Origin of the sequence: Variovorax glucosi (assembly GCF_051216695.1) — a bacterium.
In the GTDB taxonomy this organism is placed as follows: Bacteria; Pseudomonadota; Gammaproteobacteria; order Burkholderiales; family Burkholderiaceae_C; genus Variovorax.
The window spans coordinates 1-1,137 of the sequence record NZ_JBPJZE010000280.1 but is presented as its reverse complement, the minus strand read 5'-3'; the positions used below and the strand labels follow the sequence as shown (position 1 = coordinate 1,137).

Genomic DNA, 1,137 nt, shown 5'->3' with positions numbered 1-1,137 from the left:
CGACCCCGATACCCAGCGCAGCCTGTACCCCGTACCTGAAGTGCGGCTGCTGCCGGGCCGCGAATTCCCGATGGACGACGATGCGCGCGGGCGCTTTCGCAGCCGCTGGCGCGAACTGCTCGAAGGCGACCCGACCAAGAGCCGCATCTACAAGGACATGGGCAACGGCGTGGCCACCGCCGGCATCGAGTACTACCTGCCGCTGTTCTTCGACGAGACGGCCACGGTGTTCGACTACCTCGGACCGGACGCTACCGTCGTGCTGCACGGCGACCTCGAACCGGCCTTCCAGCATTTCTGGCAGGACACGAACGAACGCTACCGGCTGGTGCAAGGCGACCCCGAGCGCCCCGCCCTGCCACCCGAGGCGCTGTTCCTGAACGCCGAGCAGTTCTACCAGCGCGCCAAGCCCCATGCGCAGCTTGCCATCCGCGGCGACGTGCCCACCGAAGCGCCCTACGCCGAGTTCGACAAGCTGCCGCCCTTCGCCGTGGTGCGCGGCGCCGAAGACCCGCTGGTCGGCCTCAAGGCCCACATTCGCGCCACACCGCACCGCGTGCTGCTGATCGCCGAGAGCGACGGTCGCCGCGAAAGCCTGCTCGACTTCCTGCGCGCCAGCGGCGTGAGCCCGCCGGCCTTCGACTCACTGGCCGAGTTCGAGGCCTCCGCAGACGAAAAGATCGGCATTGCCACCGCTGCGCTGGCCTCGGGCTTCGCCTGGCGCGAACAGAGCATCGACCTCGTCACCGAGACCGAGCTGTTCGCTACCGCGCCCACCACTCGCCGGCGCAACAAGAAGCAGGAACAGGTCAGCGACGTCGAGGCGCTCATCAAGGACCTGTCGGAGCTCAACGTGGGCGATCCGGTGGTCCACAGCGCGCACGGCATCGGGCGCTACCGCGGCCTGATCCACATGGACCTGGGCCAGGGCAACGGCCCCGACGGCAAGCCGCTGCTGCAGGAAATGCTGCACCTTGAGTACGCCGACAAGGCCACGCTCTACGTGCCCGTCTCGCAGTTGCACCAGATCAGCCGCTACACCGGCGTCAGCGCCGACGAGGCGCCGCTGCACAAGCTCGGCTCCGGCCAGTGGGATAAGGCGAAGCGCAAGGCTGCGGAGCAGATCCGCGATTCGGC

General features: G+C 68.3%; 1 protein-coding gene. It reads left to right on the top strand.

The window, feature by feature from the left end; all coding sequences use genetic code 11:
* Positions 1-1,137, top strand: a 1,137-nt coding sequence (locus ACSFA3_RS24970; protein WP_435508038.1) for a CarD family transcriptional regulator, incomplete at both ends; no start/stop codon positions are given.